20 protein-coding genes are annotated in these 19,601 nt (G+C 70.3%); 13 read left to right on the top strand and 7 right to left on the bottom strand.

What is annotated here, in order from left to right; translation table 11 throughout:
* The first annotated feature begins 16 nt into the window (after positions 1-16).
* The 3 genes from HF995_RS08610 to HF995_RS14120 all read left to right on the top strand — a co-directional run bounded on the left by HF995_RS08610 (position 17) and on the right by HF995_RS14120 (position 1,650).
* Positions 17-280: a phosphoribosyl-ATP diphosphatase gene (locus HF995_RS08610; RefSeq protein WP_168447374.1), complete on the top strand. Its 264-nt coding sequence runs from the start codon at positions 17-19 to the stop codon at positions 278-280.
* A gap of 66 nt (positions 281-346) precedes the next feature.
* On the top strand, positions 347-1,192 hold the full coding sequence (hisG, locus tag HF995_RS08605) for an ATP phosphoribosyltransferase (RefSeq protein WP_168447373.1): 846 nt from the start codon (positions 347-349) through the stop codon (positions 1,190-1,192).
* Complete coding sequence (locus HF995_RS14120) at positions 1,189-1,650, top strand: PH domain-containing protein (protein ID WP_168447372.1); 462 nt, start codon at positions 1,189-1,191, stop codon at positions 1,648-1,650. The genes hisG and HF995_RS14120 overlap by 4 nt, the downstream gene beginning before the upstream one ends.
* A 117-nt stretch (positions 1,651-1,767) precedes the next feature.
* Here the strand turns inward: HF995_RS14120 and HF995_RS08595 are convergent, their stop codons facing one another.
* Both HF995_RS08595 and HF995_RS08590 read right to left on the bottom strand, forming a co-directional pair.
* The gene (locus HF995_RS08595) at positions 1,768-3,753 is read right to left on the bottom strand and encodes a DEAD/DEAH box helicase (protein WP_168447371.1); all 1,986 of its coding nucleotides are present in this window, start codon (positions 3,751-3,753) and stop codon (positions 1,768-1,770) included.
* 222 nt (positions 3,754-3,975) lie between these two features.
* The gene (locus HF995_RS08590; RefSeq protein WP_168447370.1) at positions 3,976-4,584 is read right to left on the bottom strand and encodes a DUF4126 domain-containing protein; all 609 of its coding nucleotides are present in this window, start codon (positions 4,582-4,584) and stop codon (positions 3,976-3,978) included.
* A gap of 131 nt (positions 4,585-4,715) precedes the next feature.
* On the opposite strand from HF995_RS08590, the gene HF995_RS08585 reads away from it, so the two are divergent.
* From HF995_RS08585 to HF995_RS08555, 7 genes are all read left to right on the top strand, one after another.
* Positions 4,716-5,627 carry a DUF881 domain-containing protein gene (locus HF995_RS08585; protein ID WP_350308803.1) on the top strand — a complete coding sequence of 304 codons (912 nt, stop codon included), beginning with the start codon at positions 4,716-4,718 and terminating at the stop codon, positions 5,625-5,627.
* Positions 5,628-5,649: 22 nt separating this feature from the next.
* Positions 5,650-5,982: a small basic family protein gene (locus HF995_RS08580; RefSeq protein WP_168447369.1), complete on the top strand. Its 333-nt coding sequence runs from the start codon at positions 5,650-5,652 to the stop codon at positions 5,980-5,982.
* Positions 5,979-6,860, top strand: a complete 882-nt coding sequence (locus tag HF995_RS08575) for a DUF881 domain-containing protein (protein ID WP_168447368.1) — start codon at positions 5,979-5,981, stop codon at positions 6,858-6,860. The genes HF995_RS08580 and HF995_RS08575 overlap by 4 nt, the downstream gene beginning before the upstream one ends.
* A gap of 125 nt (positions 6,861-6,985) precedes the next feature.
* Positions 6,986-7,477 carry an FHA domain-containing protein gene (locus HF995_RS08570; protein WP_168447367.1) on the top strand — a complete coding sequence of 164 codons (492 nt, stop codon included), beginning with the start codon at positions 6,986-6,988 and terminating at the stop codon, positions 7,475-7,477.
* On the top strand, positions 7,474-8,247 hold the full coding sequence (ftsR, locus tag HF995_RS08565; RefSeq protein ID WP_350308802.1) for a transcriptional regulator FtsR: 774 nt from the start codon (positions 7,474-7,476) through the stop codon (positions 8,245-8,247). Before HF995_RS08570 ends, ftsR begins: the two co-directional genes overlap by 4 nt.
* Positions 8,248-8,407: 160 nt before the next feature.
* Positions 8,408-9,019 carry a MerR family transcriptional regulator gene (locus HF995_RS08560; RefSeq protein WP_434060852.1) on the top strand — a complete coding sequence of 204 codons (612 nt, stop codon included), beginning with the start codon at positions 8,408-8,410 and terminating at the stop codon, positions 9,017-9,019.
* A gap of 17 nt (positions 9,020-9,036) precedes the next feature.
* A complete protein-coding gene (locus tag HF995_RS08555) occupies positions 9,037-9,258 on the top strand; it encodes a hypothetical protein (RefSeq protein ID WP_168447031.1) in 222 nt (73 codons plus the stop codon).
* A 52-nt stretch (positions 9,259-9,310) separates the two neighbouring features.
* On the opposite strand, the gene HF995_RS08550 is transcribed toward HF995_RS08555, so the two are convergent.
* Entirely contained in the window at positions 9,311-10,549 is a 1,239-nt protein-coding gene (locus tag HF995_RS08550; protein ID WP_350308800.1) for a phospholipase D-like domain-containing protein, read from the bottom strand.
* A gap of 198 nt (positions 10,550-10,747) precedes the next feature.
* Here HF995_RS08550 and bsh point away from each other — a divergent pair, with 198 nt between their 5' ends.
* Together bsh and HF995_RS08540 are read left to right on the top strand one after the other, a co-directional pair.
* Complete coding sequence (gene bsh, locus HF995_RS08545; protein ID WP_168447365.1) at positions 10,748-11,695, top strand: choloylglycine hydrolase; 948 nt, start codon at positions 10,748-10,750, stop codon at positions 11,693-11,695.
* A gap of 107 nt (positions 11,696-11,802) precedes the next feature.
* Positions 11,803-12,279, top strand: a complete 477-nt coding sequence (locus tag HF995_RS08540; protein ID WP_210727272.1) for a GNAT family N-acetyltransferase — start codon at positions 11,803-11,805, stop codon at positions 12,277-12,279.
* A gap of 87 nt (positions 12,280-12,366) precedes the next feature.
* Here the strand turns inward: HF995_RS08540 and HF995_RS14205 are convergent, their stop codons facing one another.
* Complete coding sequence (locus tag HF995_RS14205; protein WP_434060851.1) at positions 12,367-13,497, bottom strand: ATP-binding cassette domain-containing protein; 1,131 nt, start codon at positions 13,495-13,497, stop codon at positions 12,367-12,369.
* A 1,589-nt stretch (positions 13,498-15,086) separates the two neighbouring features.
* Between HF995_RS14205 and HF995_RS08530 the strand changes: the two genes are divergently transcribed.
* On the top strand, positions 15,087-15,431 hold the full coding sequence (locus tag HF995_RS08530) for an RNA polymerase-binding protein RbpA (protein ID WP_168447363.1): 345 nt from the start codon (positions 15,087-15,089) through the stop codon (positions 15,429-15,431).
* Positions 15,432-15,523: 92 nt separating this feature from the next.
* On the opposite strand, the gene HF995_RS08525 is transcribed toward HF995_RS08530, so the two are convergent.
* From HF995_RS08525 to HF995_RS08515, 3 genes are all read right to left on the bottom strand, one after another.
* Positions 15,524-16,297 carry a polyprenol monophosphomannose synthase gene (locus HF995_RS08525; protein ID WP_168447362.1) on the bottom strand — a complete coding sequence of 258 codons (774 nt, stop codon included), beginning with the start codon at positions 16,295-16,297 and terminating at the stop codon, positions 15,524-15,526.
* On the bottom strand, positions 16,294-17,847 hold the full coding sequence (gene lnt, locus HF995_RS08520) for an apolipoprotein N-acyltransferase (protein ID WP_168447361.1): 1,554 nt from the start codon (positions 17,845-17,847) through the stop codon (positions 16,294-16,296). Before lnt ends, HF995_RS08525 begins: the two co-directional genes overlap by 4 nt.
* A gap of 77 nt (positions 17,848-17,924) precedes the next feature.
* The gene (locus HF995_RS08515; RefSeq protein ID WP_168447360.1) at positions 17,925-19,586 is read right to left on the bottom strand and encodes an amidohydrolase; all 1,662 of its coding nucleotides are present in this window, start codon (positions 19,584-19,586) and stop codon (positions 17,925-17,927) included.
* Positions 19,587-19,601 lie beyond the last annotated feature (15 nt).

Raw genomic sequence — 19,601 nt, 5'->3', positions numbered from 1 at the left:
GATAGGCTTGACCCTCGTGAAGACCTTTGAGGACCTGTACGCAGAGCTGACCCGCAAGGCGATCGAGCGACCCGAGGGCTCGGGCACGGTCGCAGAGCTGGACGCCGGGGTCCATGCGATCGGCAAGAAGATCGTCGAGGAGGCCGCAGAGGTCTGGATGGCGGCCGAGTACCAGAGCAAGGCTGAGCTCGCCGAGGAGATCTCGCAGCTGATCTACCACGCCCAGGTGCTGATGGTGGCCAAGGGGCTCACGCTCGAGGACGTGTACTCCTACCTCTAGGCGGCCCCGCGTCCCCGCCCCGTTCACGCGCCCGCGCTGCGGGCTCCACCCGAAGGAACTGCCCCCGTGCTCCGTATCGCCGTCCCCAACAAGGGATCACTGTCCGAGCCCGCCACCGACATGCTCCGCGAGGCGGGCTACCGCCAGCGGCGCGACTCCCGCGAGCTCGTGCTCGCCGACCCCGAGAACGACGTCGAGTTCTTCTTCCTGCGCCCGCGCGACGTCGCGGTCTACGTGGGTTCCGGGACCGTCGACGTCGGCATCACGGGCCGTGACCTCCTGCTCGACTCGGGCGCTCAGGCCGACGAGCACCTCGCTCTCGGTTTCGCCGGCTCGACGTTCCGCTTCGCCGCGCCCGCGGGCACCGCGTCCTCCCTGGAGGACATCGCGGGCAAGCGCATCGCGACGTCGTACAACGTCCTCGTCGCGAGCTACCTCGCGGAGAAGGGCATCGAGCCTGCGGGCATCGTGCACCTCGACGGCGCGGTCGAGAGCTCGGTCAAGCTCGGCGTCGCCGACCTGATCGCCGACGTCGTCGAGACGGGCACGACGTTGCGCGCAGCCGGCCTCGAGGTCTTCGGAGAGCCGATCCTGCGCTCCGAGGCGGTGCTCATCAAGCGTCACGGCGTGGATGCCGCAGGCGTCGACACGCTCACCCGCCGCCTCCAGGGTGTCTTGACCGCGCGCGAGTACGTCCTCATGGACTACGACATCCCGCTCACGCTCGTCGACGCCGCGGTCGCGATCACGCCCGGCCTCGAGTCGCCGACCGTCTCCCCGCTGCACGACCGCGAGTGGGCGGCCGTCCGTGCGATGGTCCCGCGCAAGCAGACGAACCGCGTCATGGACGACCTCTACGACACGGGTGCGCGCGCGATCATCGTCACGTCGATCCACGCGTCGCGCCTGTGACGAACGAGCCCGCGGCGACGTCGCCCTACGCCCCCTTCCGGCCGCGCCTGACGCGGCTCTTCGGGAGGGTGACCGCCGTGGTGCTCGTGATCGGTGGCATCGTGCTCCTGTACACGTCGCCGGGCGCTGAGGGCCCCTGGTACGACCCCCTCAACACGATGGCGATGGCCCTGCTGGTCGTGCTGTGCGTGCTCCTCGTCCTGCGGCACTCGACGGTGTTCGCGCTCGTGGACCCGCAGGGGATCCGCGTGCGCAACCTCGTACGGTCGACGACCCTGAGGTGGGACCAGATCGAGGGTGTGCGGTTCGGCTCGGGCGAGCCGTGGGTCACGCTCGACCTGGTCGACGGCCACACGGTCGCGGTCATGGCGATCCAGTCGGCGGACGGCGCGTTCGCGCACCACGAGTCCCAGCGTCTTGCGTCGCTCGTGATCGCCGGGGGCGGGGGAGCCCGCTGATCGCTGCGACGGTCGCGTCCGTCTCTGCACCCTGATCACGCCGTACGGGCAGACGAGAGAGGCCGGGGGCCAGGCACGATGTGCCTGGCCCCCGGCCTCTGTGCTGTGCTCGCGGGGTCAGCCGCGCGTGCGCGGCTTGCGCGGCCCGTCGAAGCTACGGTCGTCGCGACGCGCCGAGTCACGGTAGCCACCCTCGCGGCGACCGGCCGGGGCTGCGTCGCGACGGTTGCTCCAGCCCGAGTCGCGACCGGAGTCGCGGCGGGCGCTCGGCGCACCGTCGTGGCTGCGCTCGTGCGAGCGCTCGGGGCGCGGGCCACGAGCGCCCGGTCCCTGGTCGATCGTGATGCGCAGCATCCGACCACCGACGCGGGCCCGCGAGATGCGGTCGATCGCGCCAGCATCGAGGGGGGCGATGATGTCGACGAGGGAGAAGCTCGGGAAGATGTCGATCTTGCCGAGGTCCTTGCCCTCGAGGCCACCCTCGTTCGTCAGCGCGCCGACGATGCCACCGGGCTGGACGCCGTGGTTGAAGCCGACGGCGAGGCGGTAGCGCGTGCCCTGCGCGTCGCGGGGGCCGTTCTCGCGACGTGGGCGACGGTCGCCGTCGCGCTGGTCGCGACGGCCGCCCTCGTCGTCGAAACGACCCGGGCGACGGGCGCCGCGCTCGGCGAGACGCTTCGCCTCGGCGCGCTCCTCCTCGGCTGCGACCTGCTCCGCGTGGGCACGAGGGCCGTCGTCGCCGACGTGGAGGGCGAGCATGACGGCAGCGAGCTCGGCGCCGTCGACGTCACCGTCGTTGTTCGCCAGGAACTCGTCGACGAGACCGCGGTAGAGCTCGAGACGACCAGACTCGCGGCGCTCCGCGATCTGGCCGAGGAGCGTGCGGGCGCCGTGGGCGGAGACGTCGGCGGGCGTCGGCACCTCGGTCAGCGTGAGCTGGGTGCGGATGGTGCGCTCGATGAACTTCAGGCGGTTGCGCTCGGCGGGCGTCACGAAGCTGATCGCCTTGCCGGTGCGGCCGGCGCGACCCGTACGCCCGATGCGGTGCACGTACGCCTCGGGCTCGCCCGGGAGGTCGAAGTTGACGACGAGGCCGATGCGGTCGACGTCGAGGCCGCGGGCGGCGACGTCCGTCGCGACGAGCACGTCGAGCGCGCCCGAGCGGAGGCGCTCGACGATCTTCTCGCGCTCCTTCTGCGCGACGTCGCCCGAGATGGTCGCGGCCGAGATGCCACGCTCGACGAGGGCTGAGCCGACCTCCTCGGCAGCACCGCGGGTGCGGCAGAAGACGATCGCGGCGTCGGCGTCGGACGTGGCAAGGATGCGAGTGAGGGCCCCCGTCTTGTGGCGGAAGGGCACGACGGCGTAGGTCTGCTCGACGGAGGTGACCGTCGAGGACTGGCGCGCGACCGTGATCTCGACGGGCGACGTGAGGTGCTCGGTCGCGACGCGGCGGATCTGCGGGGGCATCGTCGCGGAGAAGAGCGCGACCTGACGCTGCTCGGGGGCCTGGGCGAAGACCTTGTCGACGTCCTCCGCGAAGCCCATGCGCAGCATCTCGTCGGCCTCGTCGAGGACGAGGAAGCGGACGTCGGCCATCTTGAGCGCGCCCCGCTCCATGTGGTCGATCACGCGGCCGGGCGTGCCGACGACGATCTGGGCGCCACGCTCGAGCGAGCGCTGCTGCGGGATGTAGGGGGCGCCGCCGTACACCGAGACGACCTCGATGTGCGGGAGGTGCGACGCGAACGAGCGGATGGCGTCGGCGACCTGCATCGCGAGCTCACGCGTCGGAGCGAGGACGAGGGCCTGCGTGGCGCGCAGCGTCGGGTCGATGCTCGCGAGCATCGGGATGCCGAACGCGGCGGTCTTGCCGGTTCCGGTCTGGGCGACACCGGTGATGTCGCGGCCCGCGAGGAGGGCGGGGATCGCCTGCACCTGGATCGCGGAGGGGGTCGTGAAGCCCAGGTCGCGGACGGCGGCCATGAGCGGCTCGGGAAGGCCGAGCTCGTCGAAGCGGGGGGTGTCGGTGACAGCCGTCTCGAGGGCGGCGTCGGAGGTGCTGAGGGCGCGCGAGGGCGCGCTGATGTCAGAAGACGTCATGCGTGGGGAGACCCAGTTTCTTGAGGTTGTTCGGAGCCGGTGCACGGGACTTCTTGACCCGTACGGTCGCAATCCCGAAAACCCCAGCCCGACGGGCCACAAGAATCGATCTCTGTCTCGAGATCACACGCGGGACGCGCGACACACTCCAAGGTGACTGGACGAGCATACCGTCCGGAGGCGCGCTTGTCCGGGACGAGCCCCGGTGAGGTGCACCACGTGCTAGGCGGGCGCTGCTGCCGAGCGCCTCCGCGTGCGCTCGTCCCTCCGGCGCCGGAGCCTGCGCACGAGGAGCACGACGACGGTGACGGCACCGACAGCGGCGAGCACCGGGACGACGACCGCCGCGATGGTGAGCGCGACCGAGCCCGCGTCCTCGGCGACCGACAGGACAGGCGCGGCAAGGCCGCCGGTGACCGTGTTCGCGACGGGCCGCACCGACGCCTTGAGCAGGTGCACGACGAGCGCGACGCCGACCCCGACGAGGACCGGTACCCACGTGTTGTCGGCGAAGAACGCCGACGGGTCGTCGACACTGACGGTCTGCGACGTCGTGCCCGCCGCGAAGACCATGCCTCCCGAGGCGGGCCGGACCACGGTCTGCAGGACGTCGTTGATCGAGTCGACGACCGGCACCTTGTCGGCGACGGTCTCGACCACGAGGAGCACTGCCACGACGGCGAGCAGGCGCTCGTCCGTGAGCCAGGCCCACGCCTCCGGGAGCGTCACGAGACCGGTGAACCGGGCGAGCAGCCCGACGCCGAGCAACGGCAGGTAGGCGTTGAGCCCTGCGGCGGCTGCAAGGCTCGTGCCGGTGAGGACCTCGATCATGCGCGAACCTCCCTGTCGGGCGTGTGCGTGACGTCGCCACGCCCCCATAGGATGGCAGGCGTCGCGGCGCGTGACGAGCGCTGCGCCGCCCGGCGCGGACGGAGCCCCGGGGCGACGACGGGGGAGGGTGCGTGTCCACGAGCACGAACGTCTCCCGGCCGCGCCCCGACGCGTCGATGGTGCTCCTCGACGAGGTGATGCGGCGCCCCCTCGACCCTGGGTACGCCGAGGCCGCCGCGCGCCGTGCCGCCGGCACCGCGCCCCACCGCGGGCCCGTCCGGCTGACCCTCCTGCTCGCTGCGGCCGTCCTCCTCGGCGGCGGCACGGCCGCCGCTGCCGAGACGCTGCGCGCGCCGGTCGACGGCGTGCTCTCGTCGACGGCGATCCTCGAGGACCAGATCGTCGAGCGTCGTGCGGCAGTCGACGACCTCGTCGCGTCCATCCAGGAGACCACCGACGAGATCGAGTCCCTGCAGAACGACGCGCTCGGTGACCAGTACCCGCTCCTCCTCGACGCCGCCCAGCGCGACGGTGCGGCAGCCGGGACGACGGCAGTCACGGGTCCAGGCCTCGTGATCAAGCTCAACGACGCCGTCCCGCTCCTCGGCGAGACCGACGAGGCCGCTCGCGTCCAGGACTACGACGTCAAGGTCGTCGTCAACGCGCTGTGGGCCTCGGGGGCGGAGGCGGTCGCCGTGAACGGCCAGCGGCTGACGAGCACGAGCGCGATCCGCAGCGCGGGGGAGGCGATCCTCGTCGACCTCGTCGGGCTTTCCCACCCGTACACGATCGAGGCCATCGGGGACCCGGACACGCTTCCCGCCTTCTTCGCGCGCTCCCTCGGCCAGGAGCACATGATCGCGCTGGGCTCGCGGTACGGGATCACGTCGTCCGTGTCGCAGGACTCATCGATCATCCTGCGCGCGGGTCGTGCGCCCGACCTCCTCAGCGCGAGCCGAGGAACCTCCGCCGGGGGCGAGGGCGAAGACACGCGCACCGACGAGACACGCACCACCACGAGCATCGGGGGAGTACCCCGGTGAGCCCGACGAAGGAGCCCAACCCGTGATCGCTGTCATCGGCCTGCTGATCGGTGCCCTGCTGGGAGTGTTCTTCCAGCCTGACGTACCGGTCGCGCTGCAGCCGTATCTCCCGATCGCCGTCGTCGCTGCGCTCGACGCCATCTTCGGCGGTCTGCGCGCGCTGCTCGACGGCATCTTCGACGACAAGGTCTTCGTGGTCTCCTTCCTGTCGAACGTCGTCGTCGCTGCGCTCATCGTGTTCCTCGGCGACCAGCTCGGGGTCGGTACGCAGCTGTCGACGGGCGTCGTCGTCGTGCTCGGCATCCGGATCTTCTCGAACGCGGCCGCGATCCGCCGCCACCTGTTCAAGGCATGACGGCGTCCGAGCACCCCGACGAGGGGCCCGCACCCGAGGAGACGGCTGTCCCGGCTCAGCCGAAGGCTCCGGACGTGGCGGCGGCCGCGCCTGCTCCAGCAGGCACCGGGCAGCCCGTCCCCGGGCACGGCCGCCACGAGGCCGCTCCTGCGCCGCCACCGTCCGCCTGGCGGACCCTCGGCAAGGCCCTGCGTCCACGCCTCACCATGTCGCAGCTGGTCGCCGCCCTCCTGTGCGGGCTCCTCGGCTTCGCGCTCGCTGTCCAGCTGACTGCCGACGAGCGGAGCTCGCTCGCCGGACTGCGACAGAACGAGCTGGTGCGCATCCTCGACGAGGTCACACGTCGGGGGGAGGACCTCGAGCAGCAGGCGCAGACGCTCCGCGGGCAGCTCGCCGAGCTGCGCAGCAGCACGGACGACCGCGCGGCCGCGGTCGATCTGGCGCTCGCCCGGGCCGAGGTCCAGGGCATCCTGTCGGGACGGCTTCCTGCCGAAGGACCGGGCGTCGTCGTGCGCATCGACGAGGGCGACACGGCGCTCCCGGGGACCACGATGCTCTCCGTGCTCCAGGAGCTGCGGAACGCCGGCGCCGAGGTGATCGAGCTCAATGACGTCCGGATCGTCGCGTCGTCTGCGTTCACCGACACCCCTCAGGGCCTCCTGCTCGACGGGACGCTGCTCTCCTCGCCGTACGTGTGGCACGTGATCGGTTCCGCCGACACGCTGACACCGGCGCTCGAGATCCCGGGCGGCGCGATGGCCTCCGTCCGGAATGCGGGCGGCAAGGGAACCGTCACGGCGCAGAAGGAGATACGGATCGACGCGGTTCGCGAGCCCTCCGCACAACGGTTCGCGACGCCCGTGGCTCCCGCGCAGTGAGGATCCCCGCCCAGGTCGCGACAACATCGCTATGGCTCTGCGGCGGATCATGCATAAAGTGGAGGTGCAGGTCGACCGATGTGTGAGTGGTCGCGCAGGTGCGCGACCAAGGCCGAGGAGGGTGCATGACTGACGGTACGCACGAACAGGTTCCCGGCGGCTCGGTCGAGCCCCCGTCGGGGATCGAGGCGACCGTCGTCTTCGGCGCCGTCCCCCGAGACGCGGCCCCGTCGGCGCCACCGGCCGACGCGACCGCCGCGCTCGGCACCGAGGACCAGGCCGCGATCGCCGCCCTCCCGGCCGACTGCGCGCTCCTGATCGTCCAGCGCGGGCCCGGGGCGGGAGCCAGGTTCCTCCTCGACTCGGACCGTATCCTGGTCGGCCGCTCCGAGCGCTCGGACATCTTCCTCGACGACGTCACGGTCTCGCGCAAGCACGCGAACTTCGTGCGGGCGGGAGGCGAGTTCTCGGTACGCGACTCGGGTTCGCTGAACGGCACGTACGTCAACCGTGAGCGGGTGGACGCCGCCGTCCTCCGGTCGGGTGACGAGGTGCAGGTCGGCAAGTTCCGCATGGTCTTCTTCCCGAGCCGCCGCGCTGCGGGAAGCAGCCAGTGAGCCCGGCGTCCCCGCAGGCCTCGTCCGCGGAGGAAGGCGCTGGCGCGCGCCTCCCTCAGCTCGTCGAGACGTGGCCCGCTGGTGTGTCGACGCGGGCGTCGATGCGCATCTCCGACGTTCTTGCGGCGCTGCGGCCGGAGTTCCCGGCCCTGACGAGCTCCAAGCTCCGTTTTCTCGAGGACCAGGGGCTCGTCGAGCCTGTACGCACCCCGGCCGGGTACCGGCAGTACTCGCCTGCGCACGTCGAGCGGCTGCGCTTCGTCCTCGGGCAGCAGCGGGACCACTATCTGCCGCTCAAGGTGATCAAGGATCGTCTCGCGGAGATGGATGCCGGGCTCTACGAGCCAGCGCCCGTGGTTCCGCACCTGGCGACGGCCGACGGTGAGCGCGCAGACCTGCGTCCCGCTGACAGGCTGACGGCTGCGACGCTCGCGGCCGAGGCAGGCGTCGAGGTGCGGGTCGTCGAGGAGCTGTTGGAGGCGGGGATCATCCGAGCCGACGCTCGCGGCCGGTTCGACTCGTGGGCGCAGCAGATCGTCGTTCACGCCGCTGCGCTGCACCAGCACGGGATCGGGGCCCGTCACCTGCGTGCGCTCAGATCGTCCGCGGACCGGCAGCTCGCACTCGCTGAGCAGGTGGTCGCTCCTGTGCGGTCGCAGGGCACGCCTGCGGCGCGCGCGAGGGCGGACGCGACGGCGGTCGAGCTGGGGGAGTCCTTCATCCAGCTCCACGCGGCCCTCGTGCGGCAGGCGCTGTCTCACCAGGACTAGGTATTTCGAGCAGGGGGTCGCACCGCTGGGAGCGAACTCTCAACCTCAACTTGAACGTGAGACACGTCTCGCGACACGCCGAAACGACTTGACGGCACGGTCGTTGACGCTGTCAGGGGCGGCCCGTAGCGTAGCCATCAGAGACAGGGCCATGACGGCCGTGCAGGTCAAACAGGAGGCTGGCGTGAGCACCACGAGCGAGACCGGCGAGCAGCCGGCGGCGCGGGCAGCAGCCGCCTCGCAAGGACTGCTGTTCGGCGATGATCTCACGGAGCAGGACTCGGCGACCGGTTACCGCGGGCCTACGGCGTGCCGCGCCGCGGGGATCACGTACCGGCAGCTCGACTACTGGGCGCGGACCGGGCTGGTCGAGCCGACCGTTCGCCCCGCGAACGGCTCCGGGACGCACCGTCTCTACAGCTTCCGCGACATCCTCGTGCTCAAGGTGGTCAAGCGACTCCTGGACACGGGGGTCTCGCTCCAGCAGATCCGCACTGCGGTCTCGCACCTGCGTGAGCGTGGTGTCGACGACCTCGCCCAGATCACGCTCATGAGCGACGGGGCGAGCGTGTACGAGTGCACGAGCGCTGACGAGGTGATCGACCTGGTCCAGGGCGGCCAGGGAGTGTTCGGCATCGCTGTCGGCCGCGTGTGGCGCGAGGTCGAGGGGTCTCTCGCCGAGCTGCCGACCGAACGTCTGGGCGACGAGGAGTCGGCCAGCACCCCGACGGACGAGCTCGCTGCTCGCCGTCGTGCCCGCACCGCTGGATGATCTAGCCGGAGGCCATCATGGCCGAGAACACCGATCCTGCTGACGTCGCTGCAGCCGAGCTGGCTGCGCACCCGGAGTTCGCCGAGGTGCCGGTGATCGAGGCCGACGAGACCGTCCCGCCGCGGCCCGAGGAGGAGATCGCAGACGTGGTGCGGTCTGTCCCCGATCACCGCGAGGCGTTCAAGCACCGCGGGGCGACTGAACGCGCCGAGCCAAGACCCTCCTCGTCGCACGTCTGATCTCGAGCGGCGGCGGTTTGGGCGAGTGGGGCCGACCCGGGCGGCACGCGTGTCACATGAGGGGACGCAGGGGAGCGAGCACCCTCTCGCTGATGCGCGCGATGCGACCGCGGTTCTCCCATTCCTCGGCCGTGAGCTCGCGGCAGTTGCTGAGGTCGGTCTCGAAGACCTGTTCCATCTGCTTCGCGAGCCCTTCGTCGTAGATCTCCATGTTGATCTCGTAGTTGCCCGAGAGGCTCAGACGGTCGATGTTCGCTGTGCCGATCGTGGTCCACACGCCGTCGATCGTCGCGGTCTTCGCATGCACCATCGCATCCTGGAAGAGCCAGATCGTCACTCCGCCGGCGAGCAGGCTCGAGTACAGCCCGCGCGACAGCCAGTCCGTGACGACATGGTTCGAGTTGTCCGGGACGATCACCCGGACGTCGACACCGCGGCGGGCCGCCGCGAGCAGGGCGTCGAGGATCTCGTGGTCGGGGATGAAGTAGGCCTGCGTGATGTAGATGTGGCTCTGCGCCCGGTCGATCGCCTGGAGGTAGATGCCGCGGATCGGGAACAGGAGGTGGCCCGGCGCGTTGCGAGCTGGCCGGATGTGCGGCTCCCAGTGGTCGGAGCCCGGGTCGGGCAGGACCGGGAGGTGCGGGCGGCGTGTGCTGTTCCAGAAGTCGACGAAGGCGTTGCGCAGGTCCCACACCGCGGGTCCTTCGAGGCCGAGGTGCGTGTCGCGCCAGTCGGTCGCGTACAACGAGCCGATGTTGTACCCGCCGACGTAGCCGATCTCGTCGTCGACCACGAGGATCTTGCGGTGGTCGCGACCGGAGTGGCGCACGTTGAGCGTCAAGAGACCTGGCCGGAACGCGGGGTAGCGAAGCACGTGGATGCGCTCGGGGAACCGGAGGAACTCACGCGGGACGACGAGGTTCGCGAAGCCGTCGAAGATCACGTAGACGTTGACGCCGCGGTCCGCGGCCTCGATGAGCGCCTCTTTGAACTCAGCGCCGATCGCGTCGCCCTTCCAGATGTAGGACTCGAGCATGATCGTGTGCTGGGCGCCGCGGATCGCAGCGAGCATCGACGCGTAGAGATCCTCGCCGTACGTGAAGAGGCGCGTACGCGTCCCGGCAACCTCGCCGTCGAGCGGTGGCAGGTGCGGGAAGCTCACCTCCGCAGCGTCGCGGCGGTACTTCTTGATCGCGTCGGTCACGATGAGCGACGCAGCGACAGCGAACGGCGCAGCGACGGTCAGCGCGCCTGCTCGAACCACAGCGCGGGGGAGTCGGGGTCTGGGCACGCTGCCAACCTATATCCGCCTCCCTGCGGCAGCGAACCAGATCCGGGTGCCCGGGGCGGCGATACGTGCCACCGCGCCCGGGGTGCGCGGCGCGGATGGCAGCGGAACTCTGGAACTAGGGCAAAGGGCGCAGTTCCACATGCGCAGCACCCCGACGAAGCCCGGTACCGTCCGGGCCCGACCGAAGGAGCGGCCAGCATGTGCACCAGCATCAGGTTCTCGGACAGCGATGGGCACGCGTACCTCGCGCGCAATCTTGACTGGACGAACGGATACGGGGAGGGCGTCGTCATCACGCCCACCGGGTTTGTCCCTCGCTCACCGTTCGGTGCCATCCACGACGTCGAGCACGCGGTCATCGGCATGGCGATAGTTGAGGAGGATGTCCCGCTGTACTACGACTGCGGCAACGACGCGGGGCTTGCTGTCGCGGGCCTGAACTTCCCCGGCTACGCGCAGTACGCACCTGGTCCGCAGGAGGGCGCGACGAACATCGCAGCATTCGAGTTCCCGCTCTGGGTGACATCGCAGTTCACGACCGTCGACGAGGTCCAGGCGGCGCTGAGGAGCGTCGTCATCGTCGACCGTCCCATCAATGAGAGATTCCCGAGCGCGATGCTGCACTGGATCGTCGCGGACGACGACCGCTCGTTCGTCGTGGAGCAGACGGCGCACGGGATGCAGGTGTTCGACGACAACATCGACGTCCTCACCAACCAACCAGGGTTCGCCTGGCACCACGAGAATCTCCGCAACTACCTGAACGTGGCCCCTGGCTTCCCGGCCGAACAAGCGCTCGGGGGAGCGCGCCTGTCACCCTTCGGGTCAGGCTCCCAGATGCGCGGACTGCCCGGTGACTACTACTCGCCCTCACGCTTCGTGCGTGCCGCCTACGTCAACGCGCACTACCCGCAGAAGACCACGGAGGAGGAGAACGTCAGCCGCGCCTTCCACACGCTCCAGCAGGTCGCGATGGTCGAGGGAGCTGCAACGATGGAGACGGGCGAGTTCGAGAAGACGATCTACACGGGCCTGTTCTCGTCCCGCACGTCGACGTACTACTGGAACACGTACGACGATCCTGCGATCCGAAGCGCATCGCTCGGGGACCATGCGTCGACGGGCACCGATCTGGTGATGCTCTGAAGAGGAGGGGTGGGGCCGCCGCACAACCCGGGCGGGTGAGGGTGAAGTGACATAATGTAACTTATCGGCGACTAGGGGACGCGTGGCTCAGGAGTAGGATCCCGCCCGTGCGCAGCATCGAGGTCGTCGATCCCGGTTCTCCCATGGCCGCTGAGATCGTGCGCTCCTACATGCACGACGTGGCATCTCGTTACTACGGGCGCCCGGCAACGCCCGCCGAGGTCGACCAAGCGCTCCTGGACGAGCCTCACGACGACCTGACCGTCCCGACCGGAGTCTTCCTCCTGGCCTTCCAGGACGACGAGCCCGTCGGGTGCGCCGGCGCGCGGTTCATCGGCGACACAGCCGAGCTCACCAAGGTCTTCACGACCCCGGCCGCACGCGGATCAGGCCTGGCGCGCCAGCTTATCGCGAGACTCGAACAGATGTTCGCAGGGCGCGGAATCGTCACCGTCCGCCTGGACACGCACAGTCGTCTCGTCGAAGCTTGCGCGATGTACGAGAGGCTCGGGTACCGCCGGGTCGAACCGTTCAACGACGAGCCCTACTCGGACCGCTGGTACGCCAAGCCCGTCCCTCGCTGAGCCATCGCCGCACACGCACGCCGGGCCGGCGCGGCCCACGCGTCCCGGTGTCGCCAGAGCGTCAGGACCAGCACCGCTCGACGAGACTCACACCCCGACATACTCCGCGAGATGCTGACCGGTGAGCGTCGACCGGTCCGCGACGAGCTCTGCTGGCGTTCCCTCGAACACGACCCGTCCACCTTCGTGGCCTGCGCCTGGCCCCAGATCGATGATCCAGTCCGCGTGCGCCATGACCGCCTGGTGGTGCTCGATGACGATGACGGACTTCCCCGCGTCGACGAGCCGGTCGAGAAGTCCAAGGAGATGCTCGACGTCGGCGAGGTGCAGACCGGTCGTCGGCTCGTCGAGGACGTAGACGCCGGCCGCCTCCCCCATGTACGTCGCGAGCTTGAGCCGCTGGCGCTCACCACCGGACAGCGTCGTGAGCGGTTGCCCCAGGCTGACATAAGCGAGGCCCACGTCGACGAGTCGCTCAAGGATCTTGTGCGCCGCCGGGACGCGTGCCTCGCCCTCGGCGAAGAACGCCACCGCCTTCTCAACAGGCAGCGCGAGCACCTCCGAGATGTCGAGCCCGCCGAGTCGGTACTCGAGCACCGCCGGCTGGAACCTCTTGCCCTCGCACGCGTCGCACGTGCTCGAGACGCCCGCCATCATGCCGAGGTCCGTGTAGATCACGCCCGCACCGTTGCAGGCCGGGCAGGCACCCTCGGAGTTGGCGCTGAACAGTGCAGGCTTGACGCCGTTCGCCTTGGCGAACGCCTTGCGGATCGGCTCGAGCAGCCCGGTGTAGGTCGCGGGGTTGCTGCGGCGCGAGCCCTTGATCGCGCCCTGGTCCACCGTCACGACTCCCGCGTCCCGTGGCATCGAGCCGTGCACGAGCGAGCTCTTCCCCGACCCGGCCACACCGGTGACGACCGTGAGCACCCCGAGCGGGACGTCCACGTCGACGTCCGCCAGGTTGTTGGCCGTGGCACCGCGGATCGCGAGGTGGTCCCTCGGGGTCCGTACGGTGTCCTTCAGGCGCGCCCGGTCGTCGAGGTGCTGCCCGGTGAGGGTGCCGCTCCCCCGCAGTCCTTCGACCGTGCCCTCGAAGCAGATCTCCCCGCCCGCGGTGCCCGCGCCTGGACCGAGGTCGACGACGTGGTCCGCGATCGCGATGACCTCGGGCTTGTGCTCGACGACCAGCACCGTGTTCCCCTTGTCCCGCAGCCGCATCAGGAGGCGGTTCATCCGCGCGATGTCGTGCGGGTGCAGACCGATGCTCGGCTCGTCGAACACGTAGGTGACGTCAGTCAGCGCGGAGCCGAGGTGCCGGATGAGCTTGGTCCGCTGAGCCTCGCCGCCCGACAACGACCCGGACGGCCGGTCGAGCGACAGGTACCCGAGGCCGATCTCGACAAAGTGCTCGAGCGTGCTGTGCAGCGCCACGAGCAGCGGCCGGGCGGCGGGCTCGTCGAGCGCCGCGATCCACTCGGCGAGGTCGCTGATCTGCATCGCACAGAGGTCGGCGATGTTCTTGCCGGAGATCCGGGACGACCGTGCCTCCGCGCTGACGCGCGTCCCCTCGCACTCGGGACACACGGTGAACGTCACCGCACGGTCCACGAAGGCACGGACGTGCGGCTGCATCGCCTCACGGTCCTTGGAGAGGAACGACTTCTGGATCTTCGGGACGAGCCCCTCGAAGGTGACGTTGATCCCGTCGACCTTGATCTTGGTCGGTTCCTTGTAGAGCAGGTCGTGCAGCTCGCGCTTCGTGAAGTCACGGATCGGCTTGTCCGGGTCGAAGAACCCGGAACCCCGGTAGATGCGCCCGTACCAGCCGTCCATCGTGTAGCCCGGGATCGTGAGGGCGCCATCGCTGAGCGAGAGGTTCTCGTCGTACAGGGCCGTCAGGTCGAAGTCGTTGACCTTCCCCATGCCCTCGCACCGCGGGCACATGCCGCCGAGCTGGTTGAACGTCGCCTTCTCGGCCATCGTGCGACCGCCGCGCTCGACGGTGATCGCGCCGCTCGCGTGCACCGACGGCACGTTGAACGAGTACGCGTTCGGCGGGCCGATGTGCGGGTCCCCCAGACGGCTGAAGAGGATGCGCAGCAGCGCGTTGACGTCCGTCACCGTGCCGACGGTCGAGCGCGGGTTGGCCCCCAGACGCTCCTGGTCGACGATGATCGCCGTCGTGAGGCCCTCGAGGACGTCGACCTCCGGCCGACCCACGGTGGGCATGAACCCCTGCAGGAACGCGCTGTAGGTCTCGTTGATCATGCGCTGAGACTCCGCAGCGATCGTCGAGAAGACGAGCGAGCTCTTCCCGGACCCGGACACTCCGGTGAAGACCGTCAGGCGCCGCTTCGGGATCTCGAGACTGAAGTCCTTGAGGTTGTTCTCCCGTGCACCGCGCACGCGGATCACGTCGTGCGCGTCGGCGGCGTGAGCGACCGCTGCACCCGGCTGAGACTTGTTCACCGTGTCTCCCATGTTCGATCGGTCCGCGCGACGACGAGGCCGCACCAAGGCCATCATGCCTGGCGCGTCCGACACCTGTGTGGTCAGGCCCACGCGCCGCGGGAGCCCGGGACGCGTGCAGGACCGCCTCTCCCCCGTGTAATCTTCCGGGTGGCGCCATGCCATTTGCACGGCAGGATGGTTCTCAAACAGGCCGCTCGCACCGCGAGCCGGCAGGTGCAGTTCACCAGACCTTCACCGCCGACCTCCCGATCGACGGAACAAAGCAGCGCCCGACGAACGTTCTACCTGCAGACCCTGCACACGCAACGGCTGCACACAGCCCTCTGGAGGACACCATGGCCGACCGGTCACTGCGCGGAATGAGCATCGGCTCCAAGAGCATGGAGACTGACGAGGGAGTCGACTTCGCGCCTCGGTTCCAGGCGCACTACGACTGCCCCAACGGGCACACGATCATCCTCCCCTTCTCGACCGAGGCCGAGGTCCCGGTTGAGTGGGAGTGCCGGTGCGGCGAGCTCGCCCTGCTGCGCGACGCCGACCGCCCCGAGCCCAAGGCGACCAAGCCCGTCCGCACGCACTGGGACATGCTGCTCGAGCGCCGCACGATCAAGGAGCTCGAGGAGCTTCTCGACGAGCGTCTCGACCTCCTGCGGGCCGGAAAGCTGCGCCGCAGCGCCTGACGGACACACACGACGAGGGTCGGTTCCCACAAGGAACCGACCCTCGTCGTCATCTCTGCACCCGTCACGCACACCCGTTGAGGTCGTGCTGATCAGCGGCGGGAGAAGACCCGTGCCACCTGACGCCCGCGGCGTTGCAGACCCCACAGAGTCACCTTGCCGAGCGCCTCGACGATGATCGACCGGCTCATCTTCGACACGCCCGCCTCACGCTCGACGAAGGTGATCGCGACCTCGCCCACCGCTCCCCCGGCGTCGATCACGCGCTTGGTCATGTCTACCTGGAAGCAGTACCCGTGCGACGCGACCGAGCCCAGCTCGAGCCGGCCCAGCATGGGGGCGCGGAACGCCCGGAAGCCGCCCGTCGCGTCACCGACGCCGAGGCCGAGCATCACCCGCGTGTACACGTTGGCGCCGCGCGAGAGGATCTCGCGGTGCAAGGGCCAGTTGACGACCTTCCCGCCTGGCACCCAGCGAGCCCCGATCACCAGGTCGACGCGCGGCTCACCCTCGAGCCGCGCGAGCAGCACTGGCAGCTCTTCCGGCCGGTGGGAGCCGTCCGCATCCATCTCGCACACGACGTCGTAACCACGCTCGAGCGCCCAGCGGAACCCGGCGATGTACGCGGAGCCGAGTCCCTGCTTTCCGGAGCGGTGCATGACGTGGACGGCCGGGTCCTCCGCGGCGATCCGCTCCGCGAGGTCACCGGTCCCGTCCGGGCTGCCGTCGTCGACCACGAGGACGTCCGCGTCGGGGACGGCGCGACGCAACCGCTCGAGCGTCCCGGGAAGAGTGAGCGACTCGTCGTAGGTCGGCACCACGACCACCGTGCCCCGACCCGCGGCCCCCTGACCACCGTCCGTCATGACTTCCTCCTGCCCTTGCGCGCGCTCACCGCGACGATCATCCCCGCCACCGTAGTGGCTGAGGCCACGGCGACGACGATCCACGCGGGCACGGCACCCGCGCGTGTCGCGGGTGTCAGCGTGCTGCGCAGCGGCACAGACGCGACGAGCTGAGCAGGCTCGAACAACCGCGTGCGCTGCTGCACGCGCCCGGTCGCGTCGATCACGCCGCTCACGCCGACCGTCGAGATCTGGATCGTCGACCGCCCGGACTCGATCGCGCGCATCCGCGACATCGCGAGCTGCTGCGTGGACTCGGCGCTGTAGCCGAAGTTCGAGTTGTTCGTCTGGACGAGGAGCACCTCCGCGCCGCCCGCGACGGCGTCACGCACGACGTCGTCGTACGCGACCTCGAAGCAGATCACGGAGCCGAGGACGACCGTCCGCCCGAGGCGCGGTGACTCGAGCGGCAGCGTGCCGATCTCCTTGCCCGGGAGCATGTCCGTCGTGACGAGGTCCGTCATGTCGGAGAACCGGCTGAAGAAGGAACGCATCGGGATGTACTCGCCGAACGGGGCGGGGCGCTGCTTCGCGTAGAGGTCGACGATGCCCACACCCGGCTGCCACAGCAGGCTCTGGTTGTAGCGGCCGTTCTCGACGTACTGCTGCGACCCCACGAGCAGCGGTGCCGCGACGTCACGCGCGGCCTGGTCGATGACGTCCCACGCCTGCTGGTCCTTGCGGGGGTCGACGTCAGACGCGTTCTCCGGCCAGACGACGAGGTCGAGCTCTCCGGGCTCGACCGAGTCGAGCAGCGCACGGGTGCCGTCCGCGTGGAAGCCGAGCACCTGGTAGCGCGTCGCGAACGCGCGCAGCCCGGGCTCCGCCACGTTGCCCTGGACGGCGCCCACGGAGAGGCGCCCGCCCTCCGGCTGCGTCGTGAGAGGCACGAACAACCCGCCCGCGACGAGCACGAACGCGACGATGACGGCAGCGCCCGCACGCCCGAGGCGCAGCCGCACCAGGCTCAGGACGGCGAGCGCGACGAGGGCTCCGACGAGAGCGACGAGGAACGACACGAGGACGGTACCGCCGAGCCAGGCGTACCGACCGAGCGGCGAGTCGGCCTGGGAGAACGCGAGGCGGCCCCACGGGAAGCCGCCGAAGGGCCACGAGCTGCGCAGCACCTCGCCTGCCGTCAGCGCGAACGCGAACGTGATCGCGCTGAGGGCTTCCCGTCGCGCGATCACGGGGATCCGTGCGGCCCAGGCGAAGGCGGCGCACGAGACGCCGACGAGCAAGCCCTCCGCGGTCGCGAGCGCGAACCAGGGCAGGTCGCCTGCCGCGAAGCCGGCCCACGACAGGTGCGGGACGAAGAACGCGACGCCCCACACGCTCCCGATCACGAACGCCGCGCGCGCCCGGTGGCCGCGCAGCGCGATGAACAGGAGGCCGACGGCGACGTACGCGAGGGGCCAGACGCCGCGGTCCGGAAACGCTACGTCGAGCCCGAGCCCTCCGACGACCGCCAGCGGGAGGGCGAGCAGCAAGGGCGTCGGGCGAGGTAGCACGAGGGAAGCCTACGCGATCAGCCTGGGCTGACCGCGCTGCTCAGCGCCGTGCCCGAGGATGCGCGAGCCGCCCCGGCTCAGCCGAGCGCGTCGTAGATGACGACGCCGTCGCGCAGCGTCTGCAGGCATGTCGGAGCGGGCTCGTCAGGACCCAGCGCCGGCAGGAGCGGCGTCCCCGAGCGGGCGTCGGTGCTCCACGCCGCGATCGTCGTGTGCGGACCCTGGACGCCGAGGTGCTCGGCACGCCACAGCGCGAGGTGGGCGGGAGCCCCGACCCGGATCTCGCCCGCCCCCGTGTGGTCGAGCCCTGCGAGCCGCCAACCACCGCGCGTGTGCGCACGGAACGCCGCGCGGGCCGAGATCCGCTGGTCGGCGGCGTTGAGGAAGAGCGACGCGGCGACGCCACCCCACGGGTCGAAGGGCGTCACCGGCGTGTCCGACCCGAGAGCGAGCGGAACCCCTGCACCCGCAAGGTCGGCGAGCGGGTTCATCGCCTCGGCACGCAGCTTCCCGAGCCGCTTCTCGTAGAGGCCGCCCGGGCCGCCCCAGACGGCGTCGAACGCCGGCTGGACGGAGAGGCGGACACCCATGAGGACGATTGCTGCGAGGGCGCTCGCGTCGATCATCTCGGCATGCTCGAGCCGGTGGCCGGCGCCGCGGATCGCCGCGAGCCCCTCGAGGTCCGCAGCAGCCTGGAACCCGAGCACGACCTCGCTCATGGCGCGGTTGCCGATGACGTGGAACCCCGCCTGCACCCCGGCACGTGTCGCAGCGAGGACGTGGTTGCACACCTGCTCCGCCGTCAGCTCGAGGACGCCCGTGCGCAGGGGGTCGGTGGGGTCCCTGAGGTCGACGTACGGGCTCGTGAGCGCCGCCGTGTGCGAGCCGACAGAACCGTCGACGGGCATGTCGCCGCCCACCCCGGTCAGCCCGGGAACGGCCGTGAGAAGCTCGTGCACGTCGTCGGTCGTCTCGCACAGCTCGCCGCGGTAGCCGACGACGAGCGGCAGCCCGGAGTCTGCGGTGCGCGTGCGTGCGATGAGGTCCGCGAGGCCTGCGCGCGTGTCCGTCGACGGGAGCGAGTGCTCGTGGACGGACACGATGCCGCGGCTCGCGGCCAGCTGGAGCGCACGGTCGGTCAGCTCGCGGTGGCGGGCGTCGGCGTCGGCGCGCAGCTCGGCCATGACGGTCTCGTGGGCGTCGCCCGTGAGCCAGCCCTCGTCGGCCCAGCCTGCGCGGCGGTCGAGACCGAGGCGCTCGCAGACTGCCGTCGACGCGAGGCTCGAGTGCAGGTCGGGACGCACGAGCACGACAGGCGCACCCTCCGCTGCGCCGTCGAGGGCCCTGCGCGTCGCGCGGACCGCGTCAGGCCACGCAGAGGTGTCGCACCCCCACCCGACGAGCGGCCCACGCGACTGCGCCTCCCCGCGACGCAGGTCACGCACCCGGTTAGCGACGGCGGCAAAGGCCGACGTGGCGGTCGCGACGTCCGCCTCGAGCGACAGGTCGAGCCCTTCGAGGGCCATGCCGGTCGAGAGCAGATGAACGTGCGCGTCGACGAACGCCGGCGTCACGAGGGCGCCGTCGAGGTCGACGACCGTCTCGGCGCGCGACACGAACGAGCTCGCGGAGTCCTCGGCGCCGAGCCATGCCACGACACCATCCTCGACGAGGAGGGCTTCGGCGAACGGGTCCGCGGGCGAGTGGATCACGCCGTTGCGGTAGAGGATGGAGGCCACGAACGTTCACGATAA

Source organism: Sanguibacter hominis ATCC BAA-789, assembly GCF_012396185.1.
Lineage (GTDB): Bacteria > Actinomycetota > Actinomycetes > Actinomycetales > Cellulomonadaceae > Flavimobilis > Flavimobilis hominis.
The sequence above is the reverse complement of the archived record's forward strand: the minus strand, read 5'-3'. Positions and strand labels throughout refer to the sequence as shown.